We start from the raw sequence: 18294 nt of genomic DNA, 5'->3' as shown, positions 1-18294 counted from the left end.
GGGGCTTGTATATTGATATGCTTGACCCTGTCCAATCCATGACAAGCTTTAAGTGCGATATCTTTTTACGGGAAGAAGGATAGTTGGACGGGGAGGTCGAATATATATCCGGTAGCCTGCTTCAGCGAGCAAACCTTGGGAGGTGTTTATCACGTGGAATCTGAACCGTGGAAGTACGACGAGCTTAGTGATGTGATCGAGGCCATGTGCGCAAGCAAAGCGGAGGAATTCCGCCTTCTGGGCTATGAATACGTAACGGGCAAGGATATATGGGAGTGCATCAGCCGTAAGCATGAGAAGGAAGGCCACCCGCCCCTGTATAAGCTGGTGAATGATATTTATTCGCTGAAAGCCACAACCTATATGAATTATCTGATGCTTGCAGCTTATAGGGGGATTACTTGATTAGCAGGAACGAATTTCTTTTGCAAACTGATAGAGGAAGCGGTAAAGTAAGAGAGGATAACTAAGTACTGCCTATCCAAACGGATGGCTTGCCACCAGAGCATAGCCGGCCGTTTCTTTGTGTGATTAGAGCACCGTCATTCTACCCTGAATTGACGGTGATTTCGCACGTAGCTATAATAGGAATATTGAGTAATGAAAGGGGAACTAGCAAGAGCATGAAGAGACTGTTGAGCTTTATCATTACCGTGCTCGTTTTAACCGGCGTCATGGCGTTTACAACCCCCGGTCTGCTGGACAAGGTCCGTCTGGGTCTTGACCTGAAAGGCGGATTCGAGATTCTGTATCAGGCCTCGCCAATGGATAACGGCGGCGAGCTAACCAGAGCTTCTCTGCAGCAAACTGCAAAAAGCCTGGAGAAACGCGCTAATGCGCTGGGCACAAGCGAGCCTGAAGTGACAACGGAGGGAACAGACCGCATACGTCTGAAGATTGCCGGTGTTACCGACGAGGCTGAAGTCCGCGAGAAGATGAAAGAACCTGCTGTATTGACATTCCGCAGTGCTGCCGAAGGTGATGCAGCCGGAGTATACAGTAAGATTGAGCTCGTGGGCAGTGATTTTGTTGAAGGTGCGGCAGAGGTTCAACGCAGTAACCTGAATCAGCCGGAAATCAGCATCAGCATTAAAGATAAGGCTAAATTCGCTGAAATTACCAAGCGCCTGCTTGGGAAAGAGCTTGCTATTTATTTGGATGAAAACCTGCTGTCGGCACCATTTGTAAGAGCAGAGCTGACTGACGGTAAAGCATCCATCTCCGGTAACTATACGTTAGATGAAGCACGTGAACTGGCAGATACTATTAACCTCGGCGCACTGCCGCTGAAGCTGACCGAGAAATATTCCCAAAGTGTCGGTGCAACCCTTGGTAAACAGTCTCTTGATCAGACGGTCAGAGCAGGTCTCGTAGGCTCGCTGATTATTTTGATCTTTATGATCGGAATGTACCGGCTTCCCGGTATTCTGGCCAGCTTCGCGCTGATCCTGCATACCTGGCTGCTGATTCTTGTATTTGTAGTAGCTGATTTCACCCTGACCCTTCCGGGTATCGCCGCATTTATTCTAGGTATAGGGATGGCGGTCGATGCCAATATCATTACCAATGAACGGATAAGAGAAGAGATACGCAGCGGCAAGGGCATTATGTCCTCCGTCAAAGCAGGGAACAAAACCTCCTTCCGTACGGTTATGGACGCCAACGTGACGACTATTATCGTTGCGGCTGTAATGTTCGCTTTCGGTACAGGTGCGGTTAAGGGCTTTGCACTGATACTGATTGTAGAAATTGTGCTTAGTATCTTGACCAACCTCTATTTTACCCATTGGCTGCTAACGGTGCTCGTTAAAGCCGGCGCTTTGAAGAAACCTAAGCAATTTGGGGTAAAGGAGAGTGACATCAGTGCGCTTTAATAAAGATATGGATTACGTGCATTGGAGTAAATACTTCTTTAGTTTCTCCATTGTACTTACAGTACTTGGTGTAGTATTCCTGGGTTTTATGGGGCTTAACTACAGCGTAGATTTCAAGGCGGGTTCGAACGTCGATGTGTCATTAACTAAGAGCATTACACAGGCTGAACTTCAGCCTGCTCTGGATAGTCTGAATTTTGAGCACGCTCCGAGCATCACGTTCGGTGAAAACCGCGTCAATATCCGTTATGATGAAGTACTGGAAAATGAGCAGAGTGAAGCCCTCAAAGCAGAGATCAGCAAGCTTGATGCCCAGGCTTCTTTTGAGATCAACACTGTTGATACGGAAATGGCCAGAGAACTTGCGCGTAACGCGATCTATTCGGTGCTTCTCTCAAGCTTAGGGATTATTATTTATGTAAGTATCCGTTTTGAATGGCGTTTTGCACTGGCATCGATTGTAGCACTGCTCCACGATGCGTTTATGGTTGTAGCTGTCTTCTCAATCTTCCGTCTGGAGGTTGATATAACCTTCATTGTCGCAGTGCTTACCATTATCGGTTACTCCATCAATGATACGATCGTTATCTTTGACCGGATCCGTGAAAATCTGCGCTTCGGCAAACAGAAAACGTATGAGGATCTCAAAGTGCTGGTTAACAAGAGTATCAGCCAGACGCTTATGCGGTCCCTGTATACAGCCTTTACGGTGTTCATTGCCGCTTTCTTCCTGCTGGTGATGGGCGGAGAATCCATTAAAATGTTCTCCCTTGCCATGGTAATCGGTCTGCTCTTCGGAGCGTACTCCTCCATCTTTATTGCCAGCCCGCTCTGGCTGCTGCTCAAAAAGCGCCAGAAGCCTGCTGTGAAGAACAATCCGGCCTAAGCTGCAAAGCTGCACTGTCCCGAAAAGCCGCGTCAATGACGACGCGGCTTTTCGGAATCTTTGGAACCGGCTGACAGGCGTATGCCTCAACATGAGATTACTTGCTACCAGGTAAGGAGGGCTCGTTATGAATGACAAACAATCACCGCAAAGTGAGACGGTTGCCTGGAACGGGATCGTCAGTGATACTGTACTGGCTCTGGCTAAAGGCAGTGTCGGTTATTTCACGGGCAGCAAGGCATTGCTGGGCGATGCCTTATATTCGGGAGCAGACGCAGCTGCAAGGCTGGCGGAGGCTCTCCCTTGGCGCCCGGAAAAGGGGAAGAAGCAGAGGGCAGCCCGCCGTGCCGCTGCCGGGACAAACGGCAAGGAACCGATTATTACGATTCTTTTTTCTGTGCTGATTCTAATGGCCGGACTGCAGATGACTTTTTCAGCCATCCGTGATTTGACCAGAGGACATTTGTCTACGGTTCCGCCTGCTGCGCTTGTTACGGTTCTGATTTCTATTTTAGTTAAAGAGGGCATCTTCCAGTATCAATACCGTTATTTCAAAAAAATCGGCGACGGCAGCCACGCTGCTTATGCAGACAGCCACCGTTTCAGTCTTTATAGCTCGGTAGCCGCTTTGATGGGGATTACACTGTCTATGATCGGGGGATATATCAGCTGGAGTCCGCTCTTATACATGGACCCGGTAGCAGCCCTGCTTACAAGCTTCCTGATTCTACGCAAAGGCTATACGATGATTGCAGCTTCAATATACGGTAAGACCAGTCAGGAGCTTCCTTCTGCGGAAGCGGCCAATTTTATTGAAACGGTAGGACGGGTGCATGGTGTGATCAGGGTTGAGCATCTTCAGGCGGTGGAACAGGGCAGGTACGTTAATCTTCAGGTTAAAATCAGCGTCAATCCGCGGATTACAGTCATGGAGGCCCAGGATATCTCAGAATGTGCCAGAAAACTGCTGCAGCATCGTTTCGTCCATGTGGGTGAGGTGCATATGGATGTTGTACCTTATGATCCGGGTTACCCTTACAAAACCAATCATCAGCTTGCGGACAATGATATACCGACACTGCTACAGTAAACCGCATGGCGAGAGAAAGGTGAGCTCTATTGCTTCATTCAAAAACAAGATGGCATTCTCCGGCAGCCGATCCCGATCAAGTTCGTGATCTGGCCCGGAGCCTTTCTATTTCACCGCTCCTTTCCTCCTTGCTAGTCACAAGGGGCTTTACTGCGCCGGATGAGGCGCTGCTGTTCATGGACGGAGGAACGGATGACAGCTATGATCCGTTTCTGCTTAAAGGGATGGCTCAAGCTGTACCACGGATCAGAAAGGCTTTGGAGGAAGAGGAGCATATCCTGGTGTACGGTGATTATGATGCTGACGGCGTATCCAGCACGTCGCTCATGATCTATCTGCTGCGCCATATGGGCGCTTCCTTTGATATTTATATTCCGCACCGCTCCAACGAAGGCTACGGCCTGCATAATCATGCCCTGGACTGGGCGGTTCAGCAGGGCGTTACACTCGTCATAACGGTCGATACCGGAATTAGCGCAGTCCATCAGATTGCTTATGCATCCCAGCTGGGAATTGATGTTATTGTCACGGATCATCATGAACCGCCCGGGCTGTTACCGGAAGCGTTTGCTTTAATTAACCCCAAGCAGCATGATTGTTCTTATCCCTTCAAAGGGCTGGCCGGAGTTGGCGTAGCCTATAAGCTTGCTCAAGCTCTGCTCGACGGCAGAGTGCCTGAGGAGTGGAGTGAGATTGTGGCAATCGGCACCATAGCGGATCTGATGCCGCTGCTGGATGAGAACCGCAGCCTGGTGCGCAAAGGGCTTGCCAGTATGCGGAATTCGCCGTTTCCCGGCGTTCGTGCGCTGCTTGAGGTCAGCGGGGTAACGATGAGTACAGTAGGTGCGGTCAATATTGCCTTTGGTGTGGCTCCGCGGATCAACGCCAGCGGCCGCCTGGATCATGCAGGCCGGGCTGTAGCCCTGCTGACTACCACTGACAGTGTGGAGGCCGGACAGCTGGCGGGTGAGCTTGATCTGCTCAATAAGGAACGTCAGATGGTCGTTGAACGGATTGTAGCTGAAGCTTCGGATAAGCTGGCCGGGCAGATTGGAGACGGCCAGCCGCCGGATATTATTGTGCTGGCTAACCAGGGCTGGAATGTCGGCGTTGTCGGGATTGTAGCCTCCAAGCTGCTGGAACGGTACTACCGTCCCGTTATTATCCTTGATATTCATCCGGAGACAGGCATGTGCAAAGGCTCGGCCCGCTCAATTCCCGGCCTGGATATTTATGAGGCATTGACTTCCTGCAGCAGCTTGATGGATCACTACGGCGGCCATCCGGCGGCTGCCGGGATGAGCCTGCACCGCGATAATCTTGACGCCTTTGCCGCTGCTTTAAATGAATATGCTGCTGGTGTGCTGACACCGGAGGATCTGATTCCGGTAACCGCTGCAGACGGGGAAACGGAGGTCGCAGATCTCACACTGCAGGCTGCACTGGAGCTGGAGCGGCTGGCCCCGTTCGGCATGTCTAATCCGCTGCCCAAATTTATTGTGCGCGGAGCGGCAGTGAAGGAGACCCGCACTATGGGCCAGGACGGCAAGCACCTGAAGCTTGTTCTGCAGCAGGGCAGGCACACCATCGAAGCAGTTGCTTTTGGTAAAGGGGCACTTGCTGAGCTGCTGCCTGGAGGAACCCGGGTTGACGTGCTCGCTGAGCTGTCGGTCAACGAGTGGAATGGTTCTCGCAAGCCCCAGCTGATGCTGCAGGATCTGGCTGTCCCTGAAGCGCAGCTGCTGGATCTGCGCGGTTCAACTGATGCTGTGAAGCGGGCGGTTCGCCTCAAGGAGCTGCTGCAGCCGTATAGCGGCAGCACACCTTTTACAGTGGCGGCCGTTTTTCAGAACAGCCGGCAGTCGCCGCTTAGCGAGCTGAACGGCATGTCACTGTGGACTTATGATGAGGACGGCGGAATTACGGCGCTTCCTCATGGACAAGCTGAGCATAACGGGAGCGTATCCCTGCTCTGCCTGCTGGATATGCCGGAGACGCCAGAACAGCTTGATGCTCTGCTGGCCGCCTTTCCCCAGGCAGATAATATTGCGCTGCTGCATGCCCTGCGTGACGGGCGCGACAGGCTGCAGGTTCCAACCCGGGATCACTTTAAAATACTATATAAATTACTGGCCTCCATTGCCGCTTCGGCAGTGCCGGAGCGTGAAGTGCTGCTGCGTCTCAGCCGCCAGTCCTCGTTAGGCGTGCGGATGCTGGGGCGGATGCTCGATGTGTTTGAGGAGCTTGATTTTATCGAGCGGACCGGCGGAATGATTACCTTTGTATCTGCACCGGCTGCAAAGAGTCTGTCCGCCTCACATCACTTTGTGCGTTTGGGCCAGACAGCAGAGATGGAGCAGTATTTCATGGACGGCAGCGCCCATGAGCTGGAAAGCTGGATGCAGGCCCGCCGGCAGGGTGTATCGTAGGCCGGTTGGCAGATGCTTCCGAAGTAAGTTTTGTACGAAGCAATTAAAGTGGGCTGAAGCTCACAAAACTAAGCATATGCTTCCGAAGTGAGTTTTGTACGAAGCGATTAAAGTGGGCTAAGGCTCACAAAACTTTCAGGAGATGATACTATTGGATTTCAAAAATAATATTCGTGTAATTGAAGATTTCCCGCAGCCGGGAATCAGCTTTAAAGATATTACTACCCTGCTCAAGGACGGAGAGGCTTACCGCTCCGCGATCGACGAGCTTAAAGCACTGGTGTCCCATCTGCAGATTGACGTTATTGCCGGACCGGAAGCGCGCGGCTTTGTAGTAGGCGCTCCGCTGGCCTACGCGCTGGGTGTAGGATTTGTGCCGATCCGTAAAAGCGGCAAGCTTCCTTACGAAACTATTGAAGTAGGCTATGATCTGGAATACGGCAAGGATACGCTTGCTGTTCACACGGATGCCATCAAGCCAGGCCAAAATGTGCTGATCGCAGATGACCTCCTGGCAACCGGCGGAACGATTGCCACCTCTGTCAGCCTGGTTGAACAGCTGGGCGGCAAGGTTGTCGGTGCTGCTTTCCTGATTGAGCTGGTTCAGCTGGCCGGCCGTAACAAGCTGTCTGACATCGAAGTTGTATCCTTGCTGACTTACGAAGACTAAATAAATTCCCTGCATAGCTTTTCCCGGGAAATAAAAAGCGGACCGTTGTCGAATTGCGACAGCTGTCCGCTTTTTTTATTATTTTCTAAGTTGTTTCTACTCATTTATCTTTTTGCAACAGAACCAGACAAATGGAACAATCTGCAGGATAAGTTTCAAGCTAATATCAGTTTTAAGACAAAGGATAAAAGAAAGATGGATGTGGCCGACACTCTGAGGTGCGATTAGTCCAGAATAAAGGGAAAAATCCCCTTGCTGGAGCTGCGAGTAGGCAGTTTGGCATGGAATAAAGGGAAAAATCCCTTTGCTGGAGCTGCGAGTAGGCAGTTTGGCATGAAATAAAGGGAAAAATCCCTTTGCTGGAGCTGCGAGAAGGCTGTTTGGCGTGAAATAAAGGGAAAAATCCCTTTGCTGGAGCTGCGAGAAGGCTGTTTGGCTTGAAATAAAGGGAAAAATCCCTTTGCTGGAGCTGCGAGTAGGCAGTTTGGCATGGAATAAAGGGAAAAATCCCTTTGCTGGAGCTGCGAGAAGGCAGTTTGGCGTGGAATAAAGGGAGAAATCCCTTTGCTGGAGCTGCGAGGATGCATGTTAGCTGAAAAATGCAGCAAGAGCTGCCCCGGCAGCGATAGGCCTGCGTTGGGACAGCTCTTGTTTAACAATCCAATATATACCACGCTTGCTTAACGAATGGATATTAGCTTAGTGTGCGGATTTCTCCGACTCCTGTTCGTTAGACAAGCCAAGAACTTCGATCAGCTTGAAGAACAGGGACAGAACGATACCAACGATAGTAGCCAGTGCCATACCTTTGAGCTGTACGCCGGCGATATTAAGCGAGATGCCGCTGATGCCGACAACCAGAACCAGGGTGGCAAGAATCATGTTGCTTGCTTTGGAGAAATCAACCTTCTGTTCTACAAAAATGCGCAGGCCGGACGCTGCAATTACTCCGAACAGGAGCAGGGATACACCGCCCATAACCGGCAGCGGGATGTTGGCAATAACGGAGGAGAAGGTTCCTGAGAATGACAGCAGGATAGCAATGACAGCCGCTCCGCCGATTACGAAAACAGAGTACACTTTTGTCAAAGCCATAACGCCGATATTTTCACCATAAGTGGTGTTAGGTGTAGAGCCTACGAAACCGGAAAGAACGGTCGAAATCCCATTACTGAACAGGGAGCGGTCAAGCCCCGGGTCCTTGGTCAGATCTTTACCAACAATGTTGCTGGTTACAAGCAGATGGCCGATATGCTCAACGATAACAACGAGTGATACAGGAATAATGGTCAAAATAACCTGTAAATCGAAGGAAGGAGTGGTAATAGTCGGATGGGACAGGAAGCTGGCGTCAGCAATAGCTCCGGTATTTACCTGTCCCATAATATAGGCCAGCACATAACCGGTAACGATACCGATGAGGATATGGATGATTTTGGGGAAGCCGCGGAACATAACGGAACCGATAACGGTTACTCCCAGTGTAACCAAAGACAATGTAATGGCTTTACCGTCCGGTGTCCAGTCCGTAACGCCTTCAGGCGCGATCAGTCCCGCCATACGTGCAGCTACCGGTACAAGCTCAAGCCCAATTGTTGCTACGATAGCCCCCATGGCTGCGGGAGGGAAAACAACATCAATCCAGCTTGTTCCGGCATAACGGACGATTAAAGCGACAAGAATAAAGATAACGCCGGTAACAATAAACGCGCCGAGTGCAAGCGAATATCCATGCTGATGATCCCCCTCATATTTGCCGAGCACACTCAGCACCGGTGAGATAAAAGCAAAACTTGACCCAAGGTAGGCCGGAATTTTACCGCGGCAGATCAGAATATAGAGCAGTGTGCCGATACCGTTCATCAGCAGGATCATGCCGGGGTCTACCCCGAACAGGTTAGGAACAAGCACGGTGCTGCCGAACATGGCGAACAAATGCTGCAGGCTCAGCAGAAAGCCCGGGCCAAAAGGGAGTTTCTCGTTAACTTGAATTTCGCGTTGCAATGGAGTTCACTTCTCTTTCTCATATGTAGTTTTGGGTTAGCCTGGCGAAAACCGCCTTTACTAGATTAAATAGTCCGACGGCGTTTGACAACAACATTTTATGAACAATGTAAGTCTTTATTTGTTTATGTCATAAATTATCCTTTAATTGTTGGTAAAAGCGGCAGAATGCCATCCGGTGGGAAGTGTTGACGTAATGCATCCTAAGCGTCATAATTATAAACAACTTTAGACTGCGTTCAGTACAGCTCAGATGAGCTGAAGGCCTGCAAATAGGGTTTCACTTGCGGGTTTATTTTATTAATTCGGTAGGGATTACCTTTTTTATTTACATTTAACGAGCAATTCGACTACATCTTCGAGAAACTCCTTTACGGAATTTTTCTAATAGAAGGGAAACGGATACGACGAGAATGGGCATAGAGCAATTAGTTGAAAAGGCCGGCGCCTATATAAAAGAAAAAGATCTTCTCCGCATCCGCGAAGCTTATGAGTTTGCCGATCAGGCTCACCACGGCCAGGTGCGCAAATCGGGAGAGCCGTATATTCTGCATCCGCTGGCGGTTGCAGATATTGTCGTCAATATGCAGATGGATGTCATCTCCATTATTGCAGCGCTGCTGCATGATGTCGTCGAGGATACAACGGTATCGCTGGAGCAGATCCGCGAGAAATTCGGGGATACCTGCGCCATGCTGGTGGATGGCCTGACCAAGCTGGAACGTATCCGCTTCCGCTCCAAGGAAGAGCAGCAGAACGAAAATTACCGCAAAATGTTCATCGCCATGGCTCAGGATATCCGGGTCATCGTTATTAAGCTTGCGGACCGTCTGCATAATATGCGGACTCTGAAGTATCAGTCTGAGGATAGCCAGCGGCGTATTTCCTATGAGACGCTGGAGATCTTTTGTCCAATTGCGGACCGCCTGGGTATTTCTGCGATTAAATGGGAGATGGAGGACATTGCTCTCCGTTACCTGAATCCGCAGCAATACTACCGGATTGCGAACCTGATGCATAAGAAGCGGGCAGAGCGTGAACAGTTCATCGACAGCGTTATCGGCAGAATCCGGGCCAAGCTGGACGAAATGGGAATTGAAGGAGACCTCTCCGGACGTCCCAAGCATATTTATAGTGTCTACAACAAAATGAGCACCAAAAACAAGCAGTTCAACGAGATCTATGATTTGCTCGCAATCCGGATCATCGTTGATAATATCAAGGATTGTTATGCTACATTAGGGATTATTCATACTCTTTGGAAGCCGATGCCCGGCAGGTTCAAGGATTATATTGCCATGCCCAAGGCGAATATGTATCAGTCACTGCACACCACAGTGGTAGGTCCCGGCGGAGAGCCGACAGAAGTGCAGATCCGTACTTGGGAGATGCACCGTACAGCAGAGTTCGGGATTGCTGCACACTGGGCATACAAAGAGGGCTCAAGCAATACCGGGAACCCGGAGAACCGCATGCCGTTTTTCCGGGAAATTCTCGAGCTGCAGCATGAGGCCAAGGATGCCGAAGAGTTCGTGGAATCGCTCAAAATGGACTTTTTCTCTGACCTTGTGTTCGTCTTTACGCCGAAGGGCGAGGTAGTGGAGCTGCCGGCGGGCTCAGTTCCGCTGGATTTCGCTTTTCGCATTCATACCGAGGTCGGGAACCGGACCATTGGCTCCAAAGTGAACGGGCGGATTGTACCGCTTGACCATAAGCTGAAGACGGGGGACATCGTAGAGATTCTGACCTCGAAGAATTCCTACGGGCCGAGCCGTGACTGGCTAAAGATCGCCCAATCCTCGCATGCGCGAAGCAAGATCAAACAGTGGTTCAAGAAAGAAAAACGTGAAGAGAATGTGGAAAAAGGCCGGGAAGCAGTGGAACGGGAGCTGAAAAGGCTTAATATGGAGGTTTCTGATTTCCTGACAGAGGATAAGCTCAGCGACGTAGCCAAGAAGTTCGCCTTCGGCGACGTCGAGGATATGCTCTCCGCTGTCGGATTCGGGGGCATTACCGCTTCGCAGATCGCCAACAAGCTGACTGAGAAGCTCCGGAGAGAGCAGGAAGAGGCTGCCAACCACCTGGAATTGTCTACTGAGATGAAGGAGATCAAATCCAGCGGCGGGAACCGCAATCAGCCTACTAACGGCGTGCGTGTCAAAGGCATTGACAACCTGCTTGTCCGCTTCGCGCGATGTTGTAACCCCGTACCGGGGGACGATATTGTCGGATATGTAACACGCGGGCGCGGCGTGTCTGTGCACCGTGAGGACTGTCCGAATATTCCGACCGACGGTGACGGGGAAGAGTCGGCGCGGGTGATCGAAGTCGAATGGGAAGGCAGCATGGAGGCCAACTACAGCGTCGATATTGAGATTACAGGTCATGACCGCAACGGTCTGCTTAATGAGGTGCTGCAGGCGGTGTCAGAGAGCAAGACGAACATTTCCGCAGTCACCGGGCGCTCCGACAAGAACAAGATGGCAATGATTCACATGACGATTCTCATCCGCAATACGGATCATCTGCAGTCGGTTGTCGACCGTGTGAAGCGTGTGAAGGATGTATATACGGTTAACCGGATTATGCAATAGGGCAAGGAGCTGACAGACGCCAATGAGAGCAGTAGTACAACGCTGCAAGGAAGCGAAGGTTACAGTTGATGGGACGGTGACAGGAGCCATTAACGAAGGCCTGATGCTGCTGATCGGCGTCACTCACGGGGATACCGAGAAGGATGCGGAATATCTGGCCGGTAAAATAGCCGGACTACGCATCTTCGAGGATGAAGCCGGCAAAATGAACTTCAGTGTTACGGATACCGGAGGGGCGATCCTGTCGGTATCACAGTTTACGCTTTACGGGGATTGCCGTAAGGGCCGCCGCCCGAATTTTATGGCTGCAGCGGCTCCTGATGAGGCTGGACGGCTCTATGATTATTTTAACCAGGAGCTGAGGGGCGGCGGACTCCAGGTGGAGACGGGCGTGTTCGGGGCGATGATGGACGTTTCTTTTACTAACTGGGGGCCGGTTACGCTGATTCTGGACAGCAGGGATTAGATCTTGGCAGACTTATAACCTGGTATCAAGCATACCGCAGATTGTTCCTTTGAGGAGCAGCCTGCGGTATTTTTATGTCTGCACCTGTCAGTCTGTACGGACCGCGGGGATAGAGCCAGCCTGTCCAGGATAAACTAAGGGGGATTGAAATTTTGTCAGGGGCAGGTAATCCAAAGATGAGATACTCACCAAAGTCGTGGGCATGGAGCCGTATTCAGGCCTGTACGGCAGGCAGCTCTGCGGAAGCAGCCGCAGCAGCAAAAGAGGCAGGACAGCAGGATGATCCGGTGATGCTGAAGGGGAGAAGCCGCGGTCTTTTGCCGAGAACTTAGAAGTTAATTACAAATTCAGCTGATTTAGTATATCCCGTGTCGTTAGAAATCCAGTTATTGCGGGTAATAAGAAAGCGAGAACAAAATAGCGGAGAGGAGAACTTATCTAAATGAGTAAAGTAGCTTTTCTGCTCGCCAGCGGTTTTGAAGATTCCGAAATGCAGGTACCTTACGATGAAGTAATAAAGGCAGGACATCAGGCGGATATTATCGGTCTGAAGAAAAATGAAACGCTGCTCGGCAAAAAGGGAAAGGTCTCTTATGCCGCAGACAAAGCAATCAGCGAGGTAAAGGCCGGGGACTATCATGCGATCGTCATTCCAGGCGGTTCGTCACCGGAAAATCTGCGGCTGAATGAGGATGTTCTTGCTTTTGTAAAAGAAGCTGACGCTTCCGGAACGCCGATTGCATCCATCTGCCACGGACCGCAGATTCTGATCAGTGCAGACCTGCTTCAAGGACGAACCATAACCTCCTACCCGCCGCTCAAGGATGATATTGTGAATGCAGGAGCGGAGTTCAAGGACGAAGAGGTCGTCGTTGACGGCAATTATATAACTTCGCGCACCCCGGAAGATGAGCTGGCCTTTGTGCGTGAGCTGCTGAGGGTCCTGTAATCCATAGCAACCATTACTGAAGGAGGGAACAATTATGACCAGAAGAATTCAGGCTTATTTCAGGACGGAAAGTGAAGCGGAAGGCGCTAAGACTGCATTGATTCCATACAGTGTGGAGGCTCTGGAGATTTCTCCGCTGACCGATCCATTGGACAGCGGGAGAGACCGCAGACCGAATCTTCTATTGCCGCTTGTTCCGTATAATAATTCAGCAATCACCGGCGGTACTATGGGTGTGGCAGGAACAGCAGGCGCCTTGAGCGGCGCAGCGGTGGTTCCCGCAGTATCCGACATTGATGATGAAGGACTGAAGCGCTCTGACGTTGACAGAGACAATGATATTGTCCAGGATACGAACATCAATGACGATGTGGATCTGAGTGAGGTGCATATTGTGATGTCGCTGAAGACTACTGAGGAGCATTACAATGAGGTTGTAGAGACACTTCGCGGCAAGCATGCCTACGTAGAGGTCTTTGATTAAGATAGGATGACAGCTGCCTGCTGCTGAGCAGGCTGCATACCCTCTGATACCCTCCCGCCCCGGCCGGTCACATGGACCGCCGGGGCGGTTTGTGCTTTTGGACAAAAATTCACTTTACAGCTTAGGTACTGTAGTGTAAAGTATGCTTGTGCTAATGAGGACGGGGAATGTCCCAATAATTGAAACGCTTTCTTTTCTGTAATGCAAACGTAATAATTCTAAAATGATTCCTTAATATAGGGTGCTTATAATAGAAGCATGACCCCCTTTTTTATAATATATGAACTGGACCTGCAGCAATCGGCTGCAGGTCACTTTTTTTGTGACGACATATTTCTGTACAAATTTTCATTTCCTTCCTTGACTTTAGCGCAGTGGTTCAGTAGAATCTAACAATATACGAAATGTTTATAATGCTTTGATGACGGGACCAAGTAATCCGTAACCCACAACCCCAGAGAGGAATCCCCGCAGAACCGGCTATCATCCTTAGGACTTAGGAGTAACCGATTCAGTATGGCTGTAAGGATTCTGTTGATGAACGGATGAATGACTTCCCCGAGAACGCACGGCGAACGCAAGGCAACAGAAGTTGCCGAGGGTCAGTAGCCGGTGCGCGTAGGCGGGCGTTAACCGCTTAGAGCGGATTCGGTTATGGTGAATGAATCCGGAATGTGGGTGGTACCACGGGTGAATAATCATTTATGATAATCCCTCGTCCCTGTTTGTTACAAACAGAGGCGAGGGATTTTTTGCTTTTTTTTGAAATGGTGCAGACTAAGGTGCATGCTTTGTCAGGTAAGAGGGGTTATTTTCAGGAGGGATAGGCTGTGGCTAAAGAAAGATTCGAGAAACCAACAGGTACACAGGACGTGCTTCCGGGTGCCGTAGAGAAATGGCAGTATGTTGAAGGCAAGGCCAGAGATTTGTGCCGCCGGTTTAATTATCGGGAAATCCGCACTCCGATGTTCGAGCACACCGGGCTGTTCGAGCGCGGCGTAGGTGAAACAACGGATATTGTGGAAGGCGAAATGTACACCTTCAAGGATAAGGGAGACCGTGATCTGGCGCTCCGTCCGGAAGGGACGGCCGGTGTTGTGCGTGCTTATGTGCAGAACAAGCTGTACGGCGAGCCGGATGTCAGCAAGCTGTATTATATCGGTCCGATGTTCCGCTATGAGCGTCCGCAGGCAGGCAGATACCGCCAGTTTCACCAGTTTGGCATTGAGGCGTTCGGTGCGGTAGATCCGGCAATTGATGCGGAAGTCATCTCACTGGGATATCAGTTCTACAAGGATCTTGGGCTTAAGGATGTCAGAGTTGAGCTGAACTCTGTCGGCAATGCGCCGAGCCGGGCCGCTTACCGTGAGAAGCTGCTGGATTTCCTGAGACCGATGCGGGATCGTCTTTGCAGTGACTGTCAGCGCCGGATGGAGCGCAATCCGCTGCGGGTGCTCGACTGTAAGGTCGATCAGGATAAATTCGGCGGGGCGCCGTCCATTCTGGACAGTCTTGATGAAGAGTGCACTACCCACTTCGAAAAGGTTAAGATGCATCTCGATACGATGGGTGTGGAGTATAGCATTAACCCGCGTCTCGTCCGCGGACTGGATTATTATACGCATACCGCGTTTGAGTATAAGGCAGCCGGTATCGGCTCGATTGATACTGTCGGCGGCGGCGGCCGCTACAACGGGCTGGTGGAGGAAATCGGCGGACCGGATCAGCCGGGCATCGGTTTCGGGATCGGGCTGGAGCGTATCCTGCTGATTCTGGAGAGCCAGGGCGTAGAACTTGAGACAATGAAGCCGCTGGATGTATATTTCGTAGCGCTTGGCGAGGCTGCGGATCAGGAAATTACTAAGCAGCTGTTCCAGCTGCGCAGCCAGGGGTTCTCCGCAGAACGCGATTATCTCGGCCGCAAGATGAAGGCGCAGATGAAGTCGGCCGACCGCATGTCGGCGCGGTATACGGCGATTCTTGGTGAAGATGAGCTGAACAGCGGAGTCATTGCCCTGAAATCAATGGAGACCGGTGAGCAGAAGACGGTCAAGCTGGAAGAGCTGGCGCAGGCGCTGGTGTAGGCTGGGCTGGTTGATGCATTATTGAACACAAGCTAGGGGAACCATGTATTTTAACCACGAAAGGGTAGGATAAATTATGAGTAGAAGTCACCATTGCGGACAATTGACGCCAGAGCAGATCGGCCAGACTGTAACACTGAACGGCTGGGTTCAGACCCGCCGCGACCTTGGAGGCGTGCTGTTTATTGATCTGCGTGACCGTTCAGGTATTGTGCAAATCGTATTTAACCCGGATTATTCCGGTGAAGCGCTGCAGATTGCCGATAAGGTACGCAGTGAATATGTACTTTCCGTTAAGGGTACAGTTGTTAAGAGAGACGAAGAAACAGTGAACCGTAACCTGCCTACCGGTGAAATCGAAGTGCAGATTACAGAAATTGAAGTGCTGAATGCCGCCAAAACGCCTCCGTTCTTCATCGAAGACGGCGTGGAAGTAGATGAGTCCCTGCGGATGAAATACCGTTACCTCGACCTGCGCCGTCCGGAAATGCACAAGACGCTGCTGCTGCGTTCTAAGGCGGCGAAGATTTTCCGTGACTTCCTTGACGGTGAAGGCTTCATTGATGTTGAAACACCGATTCTGACCAAAAGCTCCCCGGAAGGCGCACGCGACTATCTGGTACCAAGCCGGGTGCATGAAGGCGAATTCTTCGCGCTGCCGCAGTCACCGCAGATTTACAAGCAGCTGCTTATGGTCGGTGGCATCGAGCGTTACTACCAGATCGCCCGCTGCTTCCGCGATGAGGATCTGCGCGCTGACCGCCAGCCGGAATTCACCCAGGTCGACATCGAGACCTCCTTCGTGCCGCAGGATGAGCTGCTTGGCATGATGGAGACACTGATGCAGCGTCTGCTGAAGGAAACCATTGGTGTGGATGTGGCAGTGCCGTTCCAGCGCCTGACCTACGCCGAAGCGATCGGCAAATACGGCTCGGATAAGCCGGACCTGCGCTTTGGCCTGGAGCTTGTTGAAATGAACGATATCGTTGCCGGCAGCGGTGTCAAGGTATTCGCTTCCGTTATTGAAAAGGGCGGAGAAGTGAAGGTTCTCAACGCCAAAGGCTGCGGAACATGGACCCGTAAGGAAATCGATGATCTCGGACCTTATGCTGCACGTTACGGCGCGAAGGGACTGGCTTGGATTCAAGTGAAAGACGGAGAGTTCAAGGGCCCGATCGTCAAGTTCTTCACTGAAGAAGAGATTGCAGCTGTAAAAGAACGTACTGGGGCTGAAGAAGGCGACCTTCTGCTCTTCTCCGCAGACACCAAGAAGGTTGTTGCTGATGTACTGGGTGCCCTGCGCCTGAAAATCGGCCGCCAGCTTGGCCTGATTGATGACAGTGTGTTCAAATTTGCCTGGGTTACTGAATTCCCCCTGCTGGGCTATGATGAAGAACAGAAACGTTATGTAGCCGAGCATCATCCGTTTACCCGTCCGATGGACGAGGACCTGCACCTGTTCGACACTGATCCTGGTGCGATCCGTGCGCAGGCCTACGATATCGTGCTTAACGGCTATGAAGTAGGCGGCGGCTCCCAGCGTATCTACAAGCGTGATGTTCAGGAGAAAATGTTCGAAGCACTGGGCTTCTCGCCTGAAGTGGCTTACGAAAAATTCGGCTATCTGATGGATGCCTTTGAATACGGCACGCCTCCGCACGGCGGAATTGCCTTTGGCTTTGACCGTCTGGTAATGCTGCTGGCCGGACGCACCAACCTGCGTGAGACGATTGCCTTCCCGAAAACGGCAAGTGCAACCGACCTCCTGATGGATGCACCTTCCCCGGTAGATGCCGTACAATTGGAACAGCTGCACATCAAGCTGGCGCCTAAGCCGGAAAAAGTGAAAAACTAACTAAACCTGTGCCTGCGGAGAGTGGAATGAGACCTGCCCCGCAGGCTGCATATTAAAGGAGGCGTGAACCTTATGCTGCATCAGTTCTCGCGTACAGAGCTGGCCATCGGGCCGGAGGGTCTGGAGATTCTGAAGAACAGTACAGTAGCTGTGCTGGGGATCGGCGGCGTTGGAGCGATGTCTGTTGAAGCGCTGGCCCGGATGGGTGTCGGCCGGATTATCCTGATCGACAAGGATGCGGTGGATATCACCAATATCAACCGCCAGATTCATGCGCTTACGACTACGATCGGCCAGAAAAAAGCTGATCTGATGGTCGAGCGCGTCAAGCTGATCAATCCGGAGATTGAAGCAATTGCCCTGAACATGTTCTACACGGATGAAACATATGAGGAGCTGTTCAAGCTTAAGCCGGATTTTGTAATTGATGCTTCAGACACGATTATCTACAAAATCCATCTGATTAAGGAGTGCCTGTCCCGGAAAATCCCTATGGTTTCCAGTATGGGCGCAGCGAACAAGATGGACCCTACACGCTTTAAAGTGGCCGATATTTCCAAAACCGAGATGGACCCGATTGCCCGCGTAATCCGCACCAAGCTCCGCAAGGAAGGCATCAAAAAAGGTGTGAAGGTTGTCTTCTCAACTGAAGTGCCGGTGAAGCCGCGTGTGGATGTAACGGAACAAATTGTTCCCGCCGATGCGCCGGACCGCCGTAAGGCCAAGCAGCCGCCGGCGAGCAATTCGTTCGTACCGCCGGTTGTCGGCCTCATTATGGTCAGTGTGGCTGTGGATGATCTGCTGAAAGCCGGCGGAGCCAGCGTATAATTAAGATTCAGACTACAAATAAATGAATGTGGACGAAGGGCGCAAGCAGCCGGTTATCCGGCTGCGCGCCCTTTTATTGCG

General features: G+C 51.2%; 16 protein-coding genes. 14 read left to right on the top strand and 2 right to left on the bottom strand.

From position 1 onward, the window contains the following. Positions 1-153: 153 nt before the first annotated feature. The 6 genes from R70331_RS23355 (at position 154) to R70331_RS23330 (ending at position 6949) form a co-directional block, all read left to right on the top strand. Positions 154-405 carry a post-transcriptional regulator gene (locus tag R70331_RS23355; RefSeq protein ID WP_081947725.1) on the top strand — a complete coding sequence of 84 codons (252 nt, stop codon included), beginning with the start codon at positions 154-156 and terminating at the stop codon, positions 403-405. Between the two features lie 218 nt (positions 406-623). Then, positions 624-1874, top strand: coding sequence for a protein translocase subunit SecD (gene secD, locus R70331_RS31245; RefSeq protein WP_042179646.1), 1251 nt, complete (start codon positions 624-626; stop codon positions 1872-1874). Continuing rightward, positions 1864-2760 carry a protein translocase subunit SecF gene (gene secF, locus R70331_RS31240; RefSeq protein WP_081947724.1) on the top strand — a complete coding sequence of 299 codons (897 nt, stop codon included), beginning with the start codon at positions 1864-1866 and terminating at the stop codon, positions 2758-2760. Before secD ends, secF begins: the two co-directional genes overlap by 11 nt. Positions 2761-2887: 127 nt before the next feature. Next, a complete protein-coding gene (locus R70331_RS23340; protein WP_042179643.1) occupies positions 2888-3850 on the top strand; it encodes a cation diffusion facilitator family transporter in 963 nt (320 codons plus the stop codon). A gap of 29 nt (positions 3851-3879) precedes the next feature. Continuing rightward, positions 3880-6279 (top strand): single-stranded-DNA-specific exonuclease RecJ, encoded by a 2400-nt coding sequence (recJ, locus tag R70331_RS23335; protein WP_042179641.1) that lies wholly within the window; start codon positions 3880-3882, stop codon positions 6277-6279. Between the two features lie 151 nt (positions 6280-6430). After that, positions 6431-6949 carry an adenine phosphoribosyltransferase gene (locus tag R70331_RS23330; RefSeq protein ID WP_042179638.1) on the top strand — a complete coding sequence of 173 codons (519 nt, stop codon included), beginning with the start codon at positions 6431-6433 and terminating at the stop codon, positions 6947-6949. Positions 6950-7173: 224 nt separating this feature from the next. On the opposite strand, the gene R70331_RS31685 is transcribed toward R70331_RS23330, so the two are convergent. Together R70331_RS31685 and uraA are read right to left on the bottom strand one after the other, a co-directional pair. Next, complete coding sequence (locus R70331_RS31685) at positions 7174-7557, bottom strand: hypothetical protein (RefSeq protein ID WP_156131178.1); 384 nt, start codon at positions 7555-7557, stop codon at positions 7174-7176. Positions 7558-7648: 91 nt separating this feature from the next. Continuing rightward, positions 7649-8953, bottom strand: a complete 1305-nt coding sequence (uraA, locus tag R70331_RS23325; RefSeq protein ID WP_042179635.1) for a uracil permease — start codon at positions 8951-8953, stop codon at positions 7649-7651. Positions 8954-9366: 413 nt separating this feature from the next. On the opposite strand from uraA, the gene R70331_RS23320 reads away from it, so the two are divergent. The 8 genes from R70331_RS23320 (at position 9367) to R70331_RS23290 (ending at position 18213) form a co-directional block, all read left to right on the top strand. Beyond that, the gene (locus R70331_RS23320) at positions 9367-11547 is read left to right on the top strand and encodes a RelA/SpoT family protein (RefSeq protein WP_042179633.1); all 2181 of its coding nucleotides are present in this window, start codon (positions 9367-9369) and stop codon (positions 11545-11547) included. A 22-nt stretch (positions 11548-11569) separates the two neighbouring features. After that, the gene (gene dtd / locus R70331_RS23315) at positions 11570-12013 is read left to right on the top strand and encodes a D-aminoacyl-tRNA deacylase (protein WP_042179630.1); all 444 of its coding nucleotides are present in this window, start codon (positions 11570-11572) and stop codon (positions 12011-12013) included. A 176-nt stretch (positions 12014-12189) separates the two neighbouring features. Further along, positions 12190-12345 carry a hypothetical protein gene (locus tag R70331_RS31680; protein WP_156131177.1) on the top strand — a complete coding sequence of 52 codons (156 nt, stop codon included), beginning with the start codon at positions 12190-12192 and terminating at the stop codon, positions 12343-12345. Positions 12346-12455: 110 nt separating this feature from the next. After that, complete coding sequence (locus R70331_RS23310) at positions 12456-12962, top strand: type 1 glutamine amidotransferase domain-containing protein (protein WP_042179627.1); 507 nt, start codon at positions 12456-12458, stop codon at positions 12960-12962. Positions 12963-12996: 34 nt separating this feature from the next. Continuing rightward, entirely contained in the window at positions 12997-13446 is a 450-nt protein-coding gene (locus tag R70331_RS23305) for a hypothetical protein (RefSeq protein ID WP_042179624.1), read from the top strand. A gap of 830 nt (positions 13447-14276) precedes the next feature. Continuing rightward, complete coding sequence (hisS, locus tag R70331_RS23300) at positions 14277-15530, top strand: histidine--tRNA ligase (RefSeq protein WP_042179620.1); 1254 nt, start codon at positions 14277-14279, stop codon at positions 15528-15530. Between the two features lie 76 nt (positions 15531-15606). Continuing rightward, complete coding sequence (aspS, locus tag R70331_RS23295) at positions 15607-17385, top strand: aspartate--tRNA ligase (RefSeq protein WP_042179617.1); 1779 nt, start codon at positions 15607-15609, stop codon at positions 17383-17385. Positions 17386-17457: 72 nt separating this feature from the next. Next, a complete protein-coding gene (locus R70331_RS23290) occupies positions 17458-18213 on the top strand; it encodes a tRNA threonylcarbamoyladenosine dehydratase (RefSeq protein WP_042179614.1) in 756 nt (251 codons plus the stop codon). The last annotated feature ends 81 nt before the right edge of the window (positions 18214-18294 follow it).

Source organism: Paenibacillus sp. FSL R7-0331, from assembly GCF_000758645.1.
GTDB lineage: Bacteria > Bacillota > Bacilli > Paenibacillales > Paenibacillaceae > Paenibacillus_AQ > Paenibacillus_AQ camerounensis.
The sequence above is the reverse complement of the archived record's forward strand: the minus strand, read 5'-3'. Positions and strand labels throughout refer to the sequence as shown.